This window comes from Variovorax sp. 01T439_2, assembly GCF_056398445.1.
In genome coordinates this window covers 1-9,918 of record NZ_JBFTPJ010000096.1, presented here as the reverse complement: position 1 = coordinate 9,918, position 9,918 = coordinate 1, and the positions used below count along the sequence as shown (strand labels likewise).

General features: G+C 68.0%; 5 protein-coding genes. 1 reads left to right on the top strand and 4 read right to left on the bottom strand.

Annotated features, from left to right (window positions below; genetic code table 11):
• Positions 1–59: 59 nt before the first annotated feature.
• The 3 genes from pgm to map all read right to left on the bottom strand — a co-directional run bounded on the left by pgm (position 60) and on the right by map (position 5,266).
• Positions 60–1,712 (bottom strand): phosphoglucomutase (alpha-D-glucose-1,6-bisphosphate-dependent), encoded by a 1,653-nt coding sequence (gene pgm, locus AC1DOC_RS07070; RefSeq protein WP_018904503.1) that lies wholly within the window; start codon positions 1,710–1,712, stop codon positions 60–62.
• Between the two features lie 88 nt (positions 1,713–1,800).
• Complete coding sequence (locus AC1DOC_RS07065) at positions 1,801–4,407, bottom strand: [protein-PII] uridylyltransferase (protein WP_012748044.1); 2,607 nt, start codon at positions 4,405–4,407, stop codon at positions 1,801–1,803.
• Between the two features lie 34 nt (positions 4,408–4,441).
• Positions 4,442–5,266, bottom strand: coding sequence for a type I methionyl aminopeptidase (map, locus tag AC1DOC_RS07060; RefSeq protein WP_018904501.1), 825 nt, complete (start codon positions 5,264–5,266; stop codon positions 4,442–4,444).
• A gap of 195 nt (positions 5,267–5,461) precedes the next feature.
• Between map and purL the strand changes: the two genes are divergently transcribed.
• Complete coding sequence (gene purL, locus AC1DOC_RS07055) at positions 5,462–9,511, top strand: phosphoribosylformylglycinamidine synthase (RefSeq protein ID WP_478080386.1); 4,050 nt, start codon at positions 5,462–5,464, stop codon at positions 9,509–9,511.
• A 67-nt stretch (positions 9,512–9,578) separates the two neighbouring features.
• Here the strand turns inward: purL and AC1DOC_RS07050 are convergent.
• Positions 9,579–9,918: peptidylprolyl isomerase (locus AC1DOC_RS07050; protein ID WP_478129586.1), on the bottom strand; the 340-nt coding region annotated here is incomplete at its 5' end.

The following is a 9,918-nucleotide window of genomic DNA, read 5'->3' as shown; positions in this document are numbered from 1 at the left end:
ACAGCGTGTGGCTCGAGCGGCGGCTGGGAGAGGGCGCGCGTTGAACGCGCCGGCCGCACTCAGCCCGCCAGCGCCTTGTCGACCAGCAGCTGCGCCTCCTCGAGGATGCGGCCCAGGTGCTCGGCGCCGAGAAAGCTCTCGCCGTAGATCTTGTAGATGTTCTCGGTGCCCGAGGGCCGCGCGGCGAACCAGCCGTTCTCGGTGACCACCTTCACGCCGCCGATGGCCGCGCCGTTGCCGGGTGCGTGGCTCAGCACCTCCTGGATCTTCTCGCCGGCAAGCTCGGTGGACAGCACCTGCTGCGGCGACAGGCTCGAGAGCTTCTTCTTCTGCTCGACGGTGGCCGCCGCATCCACGCGATTGGCCACCGGCTGGCCCAGCGCCTGCGCCAGTTCGGCAAAGCGTTCGCCGGGATCGCGCCCGGTGCGCGCGGCAATCTCGGCCGAGAGCAGGGCGGGCACGATGCCGTCCTTGTCGGTGGTCCATACCGTGCCGTCGCGCCGCAGGAAGGTAGCGCCCGCGCTTTCCTCGCCGCCAAAGCCCAGCGACGAATCCACCAGCCCGTCGACGAACCACTTGAAGCCGACCGGCACCTCGTACAGCCTGCGGCCCAGCCGGGCGGCCACGCGGTCGATCATCTGGCTGCTGACCACCGTCTTGCCCACGGCCGCATGCGCCGCCCACTGCGGCCGGTGCGTGAAGAGGTAGTCGACCATCACCGCCAGGTAGTTGTTGGGCGGCAGCAGCCCCGCACTGCGCGTGACGACGCCGTGGCGGTCATGGTCGGTGTCGCAGGCAAAGGCAATGCCGAAGCGCTCCCGCAGGCCGATCAGCTGGTGCATGGCGTCGGGCGACGACGGGTCCATGCGGATGCGGCCGTCCCAGTCGAGCGACATGAAGCGGAAGGTGGGGTCGACCTCCTGGCTCAGCACATTGAGCCGCCCGAGCTTGTAGCGCTCGGCGATGGCCGGCCAGTAGCGCACGCCCGCGCCGCCCAGCGGGTCGACACCCAGGTCGATCTCCACGCCGCGGATCGCATCCATGTCGAGCACCTGCGCGAGGTCTTCGACGTAGGTGTTGAGGTAGTCGTGGCGGTGCGTGGTCGGGGCGCGCAGCGCCTGGGCGAGCGGCAGGCGCTTCACGCCCTTGAGGTCCGCCGCAAGAAAGGCATTGGCCGCGGCTTCGACCGCCGAGGTGATGTCGGTGCCCGCGGGGCCGCCATTGGGCGGGTTGTACTTGAAGCCGCCGCTTTCGGGCGGGTTGTGCGAAGGCGTGATCACGATGCCGTCGGCCAGCCCCGCCGTGCGACCGCGGTTGTAGACCAGGATCGCATGCGAGACGGCGGGGGTGGGCGTGTACTCGTCGTCCTTCGAGAGCATCAGCTCGACGCCGTTGGCCGCCAGCACTTCCACCGCGCTGTTGAAGGCGGGCGTGGAAAGCGCATGCGTGTCGATGCCGAGGAACAGCGGGCCGTCGATGCCCTTCTGGCGCCGGTAGTCGGCAATGGCCTGGCTCATGGCCAGCACATGCCATTCGTTGAACGCGTTGTCGAAGGAGGAGCCGCGGTGGCCCGAGGTGCCGAAGGCCACGCGCTGCGCGGGCACCGAGGGATCGGGCCGGCCCGTGTAGTAGGCCGAGACGAGGCGCGGGACATTGACGAGCAGGTCCAGCGGTGCGGGCTGGCCTGCGAGGGGATTGGTTTTCTGGCTCATGTCGAGGGTTGCCGTTCGAGTTGAAACAAGAGTCGGCACCATCATGCCGCAGGATGCGCCTGCGGATGAAACAAGCGGCAAGCGGGCCTCAGGAGGCCAGCGCTTCCATCAGGTCGGTCTCGATGGCCAGCTGCGTCTTCTGGCCCTGCAATTCGGGCCCGCTGATCAGGAAGGTGTCTTCCACGCGCTCGCCGAGCGTCGTGACCTTGGCGAGCTGCAGGTTCAGGTGATGCCGGGCGAGCACGCGCGCCACCGAATAGAGCAGCCCGGCGCGGTCGCTGGCCGAGATGTTGAGCAGCCAGCGCTGCGCCTTGTCGTCGGGCAAAAGGCTGATGCGCGGCTTGATCGGAAAGCTGCGCACGCGCCGCGACACGCGGCCCACGCTGGGCGGGGGCAGGGGGCCGGCTTCGGTCAGCGTCTGCGCCAGGCCCGACTCCACCATGCTGATGAGATCGCGGTAGTGATCGGGCAGGAAGGTGGTCACCACCTGAAACGTGTCGAGCGCGTAGCCGTTGGTCGCGGTGTGCACTTTCGCATCGAGGATGCTGAACGAAGCCTGGTCGAAGTAGCCGCAGATGCGCGCGAAGAGGTCGGGCTGGTCGGGCGTGTAGACCACCACCTGCAGGCCTTCGCCCACCGGCGAAAGGCGGGCCCGCACGATCGGCGGCGCCTTGGGGTCGATGGGCACGTTGGGCGGCGGCACGAAGCGCGAGAGCTGCTTGGCATGCCAGGCGATCTCGGTGGCTTCATGGCGCATGAAGTAGCCGACGTCGAGCGTGGCCCACAGGGCCTTGTGGGCCTCGAAGGGCTGCGCGTGCAGGGCCAGCTGCACCAGCGCCTCGCGCTTGCGCGATTCCACCTCGGCGTCGGGGTCGGGCATGCGGCCGCCGAGCGCGCGCAGCGTGTAGCGGTACAGGTCTTCGAGCAGCTTGCCCTTCCAGGCATTCCACACGCGCGGCGAGGTGCCGCGGATGTCGGCCACCGTCAGCAGGTAGAGCGCCGTGAGGTAGCGCTCGTTGCCCACGCGCCTGGCGAAGGCGCCGATCACCTCGGGGTCGCTCAGGTCCTGCTTCTGCGCGACCTGGCTCATCACCAGGTGCTCCGCCACCAGGAATTCGATCAGCCTGGAATCCTCGCGCGCGATGCCGTGCTGCTTGCAGAAGCGCTGCACGTCGCGTGCGCCGAGCGTGGAATGGTCGCCGCCGCGGCCCTTGGCGATGTCGTGGAACAGCGCCGCCACGTAGAGGATCCATGGCTTGTCCCAGCCCGCCGCAAGCTGCGAGCAGAACGGGTACTCGTGCGCATGCTCGGCGATGAAGAAGCGCCGCACGTTGCGCAGCACCATCAGGATGTGCTGGTCCACCGTGTACACGTGGAACAGGTCGTGCTGCATCTGCCCCACGATGCTGCGGAACACCCGCAGGTAGCGCCCCAGCACCGAGGTCTGGTTCATGAGCCGGAACGCATGCGTGATGCCGTAGGGCTGCAGCAGGATGCGCATGAAGGTCTGGTGGTTGACCGGGTCGTTGCGGAACTTGCTGTCCATCACGTGGCGCGCGTTGTAGAGCGCGCGCAGCGTGCGCGCCGACAGGCCCTTCACGCCGATGGTCTTCTGGTAGAGCAGGAAGGTTTCGAGAATGGCGTGCGGCTCGCGCTCGTAGAGGTCGTCGCTCGCAATCTCGATGAGGCCCGCGCGCTCGAAGAAGCGTTCGTTGATCGGCGTGTGCTGCTCGTCCACCGGCTGCAGCCGCTCCGCGATGTTCAGCAGCAGGATCTGGTTGAGCTGCGACACCGCCTTGGCCGCCCAGTAGTAGCGCCGCATCAGCGCCTCGCTCGACTTGCGCTGCGATTCGCTTTCATAGCCGAAGCTTGCCGCCACCGCGGTCTGCAGGTCGAACACCAGGCGGTCCTCGCGCCGGTTGGCAATCACGTGCAGGCGCGCGCGGATCAGCGAGAGCAGCGCTTCGTTGCGCTTGATCTGCTGTGCCTCGAACGAGGTGGCCAGGCCGTTCTTGGCCAAGTCGTCCCAGCGGCTGCCGAAGCCCGCGGCCTTGGTCATCCAGAGGATGGTCTGCAGGTCGCGCAGGCCCCCCGGCGATTCCTTGCAGTTGGGTTCGAGCGCGTAGGGCGTGTTGTCGAACTTCTGGTGGCGGTGGCGCATTTCCTGCGACTTGGCCACGAAGAAGGCCTGCGGATCGATGGCGCGTGCAAAGCGCCGGCGGAAGCCCACGAAGAGCTTCTTGTCGCCCGTGATCAGCCGCGATTCGAGCAGCGAGGTCTGGACCGTGACGTCCTTCTCGGCTTCGGCCAGGCACTCGTCGACGGTGCGCACGCTGGAGCCGATCTCGAGCCCCGCGTCCCAGCAGTGGCCGATGAAGGCCTCGATGCGCGCAGGATCGATCGCGCCGGCCTCGCCCTCGGGCGGCAGCAGCAGCAGCACGTCGACATCGGAGTAGGGAAACAGCTCGCCGCGGCCGAAGCCGCCCACGGCCACCAGCGCGAGCGCGTCGCCGAAATCGGCCTCGCGCCAGAGCGTGCACAGCGTCTGGTCGGCCAGCGCCGAGAGCTGCCGCAGCACCGTGTGCACGCTGCGCGTGGGCGCGCGCGCAAAGCGCAGGGTGTCGAACAGCGCCAGCTTCCTGGCGCGATAGGCCTCGCGCAAGGTGGCAACATCGATCTTGGCGGGTTCGATCACGGCAGTGTCCGGAGCCGTGCGCCGCTCGCGCGGCTCACGTTTTCGTGGAAGTGACGAACGAGGGCAGGGGTGGGCTGCCTTCGGACAGCGTGAGCACCTCGTAGCCCGTTTCGGTGACCAGCACCGTGTGTTCCCATTGCGCCGACAGCGAATGGTCGCGCGTGACGATGGTCCAGCCGTCGTACTGGCCGCCCTTGAAGTCTTCCTTCACCTCGCGCTTGCCGGCGTTGATCATCGGCTCGATGGTGAAGATCATGCCGGGCTTGAGTTCTTCCAGCGTGCCCGGCCGGCCGTAGTGCARCACCTGCGGCTCTTCGTGAAAGCGCTGGCCCACGCCGTGGCCGCAGAATTCGCGCACCACCGAATAGCCCTGGCCTTCGGCGAATTTCTGGATCGCGTGGCCGACGTCGCCCAGGTGGGCGCCCGGGCGCACCTGCAGGATGCCGTGCCACATGGCTTCGAAGGTGATGCTGCACAGCCGCTTGGCGGCAATGGAGGCATCGCCGATGATGTACATGCGGCTGTTGTCGCCGAACCAGCCGTCCTTGATGACGGTCACGTCGACGTTCATGATGTCGCCCTTCTTCAAGGGCTTGTCATTGGGAATGCCGTGGCAGACCACGTGGTTCACCGAGGTGCAGAGCGACTTCGGGAAGGGCACGCTGCTCGCGCCCATGTAGCCCACGGTGGCCGAGGTGGTGCCCTGCTTGACCATGTATTCGGCGGCCAGGCGGTCGACGTCGTTCGTGGTGATGCCGGGCTTGATGAGGGGCGTGAGGTAGTCCAGCACCTCGGAGGCCAGGCGGCAGGCGACGCGCATGGCTTCGATGCCTGCGGCGTCTTTGTAGGTAATGCTCATCGTGGAATTATCCCATTCAGCAGAAGAACCTGCCCCCGACGCGGAGCACTTCGTGCCCCGCTGCCCCCCGAGGGGGCCGCCATCTTGGGGCGGCCCGGCGATGGCCTAAAATTCCGGGTTAACGCGGATGACCCCAGTCAGCGGCCATTCGCCCAGATTTCTTGATTCCCAACGCGGCCCCAGGCCCATCCGACCGTGACGCAGCCCGCACCTCAAGCCCTTCCCGTCGTAACCTTTTTCGAGGGCGGCAGCGCACTCAGCGATTTCCGCGCGCGGCAGCTGCTGCCGAAGCTGCAGGCGATTGATGCGCGCATCGAGGGCGTCAGTGCCCGTTTCGTCCACCTGGTGGTCACCGATGCGGCGCTCGACGCGGCCGGCCACGAGCGCTTTGCCGCGCTCCTGGCCTACGGCGAGCCCTTCGAGGCTCCGGCCAAGGCGGGCGCCTCGGTGGTCGTCACGCCGCGCCTGGGCACCGTGTCGCCCTGGGCCTCCAAGGCCACCGACATCGCCCACAACTGCGGCCTGGCGCTGCGCCGGGTCGAGCGGGTCACCCAGTACCACCTGAAGCTCAAGGCCCCGCTGATCGGCAAGGCGCCCGTGCTCGAGGGCGACCTGCTGGCGGCCGTGGCCGGCCCGCTGCACGACCGCATGACCGAATCGGTACTGGCCAGCGTCGAGCAGGCCGCCAGCCTGTTCAGCGAACTGCCGGCCCAGCCGATGGCGCTGGTCGACGTGCAGGGCGGCGGCCGCGCTGCGCTGGTGGCGGCCAACACGGGTTTCGGGCTGGCGCTGGCGGAAGACGAAATCGACTACCTGGTCGAAGCCTTCACCCGGCTCGGGCGCAACCCGAGCGACGTCGAGCTGATGATGTTCGCGCAGGCCAACAGCGAGCACTGCCGCCACAAGATCTTCAACGCCAGCTTCGCCATCGACGGCCAGGCCCAGCCGCAAAGCCTGTTCTCGATGATCCGCCACACCGAGAAGCAGAATCCGCAGCACACCGTCATCGCCTATGCCGACAACGCCTCGGTGATGGAGGGCACGACGCTCGAGCGCTTCATTCCGGCTTCGGATTCGCAGAGCTATCAAAAAGATAGCGCGCTGAGCCATGTGCTGATGAAGGTCGAGACGCACAACCATCCGACCGCCATTTCGCCGTTCCCGGGCGCCTCGACCGGCGCGGGCGGCGAGATCCGCGACGAAGGCGCCACCGGCCGCGGCTCCAAGCCCAAGGCCGGCCTGACCGGCTTCACGGTGTCGAAGCTCTGGCCCGAAGAGGGCCACTACGGCAAGCCCGAGCACATCGCGAGCCCGCTGCAGATCATGACCGAGGGCCCGCTGGGCGGCGCCGCGTTCAACAACGAGTTCGGCCGGCCGAACCTGCTGGGCTACTTCCGCGAATACGAGCAGACCGTGGCGAGCGACGTCGACACGGTGCAGCGCGGCTACCACAAGCCCATCATGATCGCGGGCGGCCTTGGCAGCATCGACGCCACGCAGACGAAGAAGATCCAGTTCCCGGCCGGCTCGCTGCTGATCCAGCTCGGCGGGCCCGGCATGCGCATCGGCATGGGCGGCAGCGCCGCAAGTTCCATGGCCACGGGCGCCAACGCGGCCGAGCTCGACTTCGACTCGGTGCAGCGCGGCAACCCCGAGATCGAGCGCCGTGCGCAGGAGGTCATCAACCATTGCTGGCAGCAGGGCGCGGCCAACCCGATCCTTGCGATCCACGACGTGGGGGCGGGCGGCCTGAGCAATGCCTTCCCCGAACTGACCAACGACGCCGGCCGCGGCGCGCGCTTCGACCTGCGCGCGGTGCCGCTCGAAGAGTCGGGCATGGCACCGAAGGAAATCTGGTGCAACGAAAGCCAGGAGCGCTACGTGCTGGCCATCGCGCCCGAATCGCTCGAACAGTTCAAGGCCTTCTGCGAGCGCGAGCGCTGCCCGTTCTCGGTGGTGGGCGTGGCGACCGAAGAGCGCCAGCTGCTGGTGGCCGACGAAGGCGCCGCGCGCAGCGAGGACACGCCGCAGCCCGTCGACATGCCGATGGACGTGCTGCTCGGCAAGCCGCCCAAGATGCACCGCGACGTGAAGAGCGTCGCCCGCACCTTCAAGCCGCTCGACCTCACGGGCGTCGACCTGCAGAAGGCCGCCATCGACGTGCTGTCGCACCCGACCGTGGCCTCCAAGCGCTTCCTCATCACCATCGGCGACCGCACCGTGGGCGGCCTGAGCCACCGCGACCAGATGGTCGGCCCCTGGCAGGTGCCGGTGGCCGACTGCGCCGTGACGCTGGCCGACTACAAGGGCTTTGCCGGCGAGGCGATGAGCATGGGCGAGCGCACGCCGCTGGCCGCGCTCGATGCGCCGGCCTCGGGCCGCATGGCCGTGGCCGAGGCCATCACCAACCTGCTGGCCGCGCCGATCGAGCTCTCGCGCGTGAAGCTGTCGGCCAACTGGATGGCCGCCTGCGGCGAGCCCGGTGAAGATGCCGCGCTGTACGAAACCGTCAAGGCCGTGGGCCTGGAGCTGTGCCCGGCACTCGGCGTGTCGATTCCGGTCGGCAAGGATTCGCTGTCGATGCGCACGCAGTGGAAGGATGGCGGCGAAGCCCGGAAGGTCACCTCGCCCGTGAGCCTGATCGTGACCGCCTTCGCCACGCTGGCCGACGTGCGCGGCACGCTCACGCCGCAGCTCGATGCACAAGAGGCCGACACCACGCTGGTGCTGATCGACCTGGGCCGCGGCCAGCACCGCATGGCCGGCAGCATCCTTGCGCAGACGCTCAACCAGAGCGGCGACACGGTGCCCGACCTCGACGACCCCGCGCAGCTCGTTGCGCTGGTCAATGCCGTGAACGCGCTGCGCGCCGACGGCAAGATCCTGGCCATGCACGACCGCAGTGACGGCGGCCTGTTCGCCACCGCCTGCGAGATGGCCTTTGCGGGCCACGTGGGCGTGGCGCTCAACGTCGACATGCTGGTCACCGAAGGCGACGGCATTTCCGACAGCCGCATGGAAACCGGCGACGCCAAGAACTGGGCGCAGCAGGTCAGCGCGCGGCGCGAGGAGCTCACGCTCAAGGCGCTGTTCAACGAAGAGCTCGGCATGGTGCTGCAGGTGCCCACGGCCGAACGCAACGAGGTGATGCAGGTGCTGCGCGCCCACGGCCTCAGCGCCCATAGCCACTTCGTCGGCAAGACGCGGCCCGCCAGCTCCGCGATGGATGCCGGCAAGGGCAAGCTCGAAGTCTGGCGCGACGCCAAGTCGGTGTTCAGCGCAACGCTGCACGACCTGCACCAAGTGTGGGATTCGGTCAGCTGGAAGATCGCCCGCGAGCGCGACAACCCGGCCTGCGCCGATGCCGAGCACGCCGCGGCCGGCGATCCTTCGGACCCGGGCATGCACGTCTTCCTCCCTCTCCCTCCGGGAGAGGGCCGGGGTGAGGGCAGCAGCCTCAACGCCCCCGCTATCCTTCAGAACCGCCCCAAGGTCGCCATCCTGCGCGAGCAGGGCGTCAACTCGCATGTCGAGATGGCCTACGCTTTCACCGAGGCTGGCTTCGAGGCCTTCGACGTCCACATGACCGACCTGCAGGCCGGCAGGGCGGACCTCGCCGACTTCAAGGGCGTGGTGGCCTGCGGCGGCTTCAGCTACGGCGACACGCTGGGCGCCGGCATCGGCTGGGCGCGCAGCATCACCTTCAACCCGAAACTCGCCGAGCAGTTCAAGGCCTTCTTCGGCCGCGAAGACACCTTCGGCCTGGGCGTGTGCAACGGCTGCCAGATGTTCGCCGAACTGGCCGACATCATTCCTGGCGCCGAGGCCTGGCCGCGCTTCACCACCAACCAGAGCGAACGCTTCGAGGCGCGCCTGTCGATGGTCGAGGTGCTCGAATCGCCGAGCCTCTTCTTTGAGGGCATGGCCGGCAGCCGCCTGCCGATCGCGGTGGCGCACGGCGAGGGCTATGCCAACTTCAAACACCGCGGCGATGCCGCCAAGGCCATTGCCGCCATGCGCTTCGTGGACAACCACGGCAAGCCGACCGAGCAGTACCCGTTCAACCCGAACGGCAGCGCCGGCGGCCTGACTTCGGTGACCACGCCGGACGGCCGCTTCACCGCCGTGATGCCGCACCCCGAGCGCGTGTTCCGCAACATCCAGATGAGCTGGACCGGCGGCGACAAGAGCGAGCTGAGCCCCTGGATGCGGATCTGGCGCAATGCGCGCCGCTGGGTGGGCTGAAAGAAAGAGCCCGGAACGAAAAAGCGGCCCGTGGGCCGCTTTTTTCATGGGGCAGGAGGCCCGAGGCTTACTCGACCTTGGCCTTCGCGCGCAGCTCTTCCTGGTACTTCTGCAGGCGCTGCTGCTGCAGCTGCTGCGTGATCTGCGGCTGCACTTCTTCCAGCTTCGGCAGTTGCGCCTGGCGGACGTCGTCGACGCGGATGATGTGATAGCCGAACTGCGTCTTGACGGGGGCGGGCGTGGTCTCGCCCTTCTTGAGCTTGATCATCGCCTCGGAGAACTCGGGCACGAAGCTCGCGGGGTTGGCCCAGTCGAGATCGCCGCCGTTGGCGCCCGATCCCGGGTCCTTGCTCTGCTTCTTGGCGATGTCCTCGAACTTGGCGCCCTTCTTCAGGTCGGCCATGATC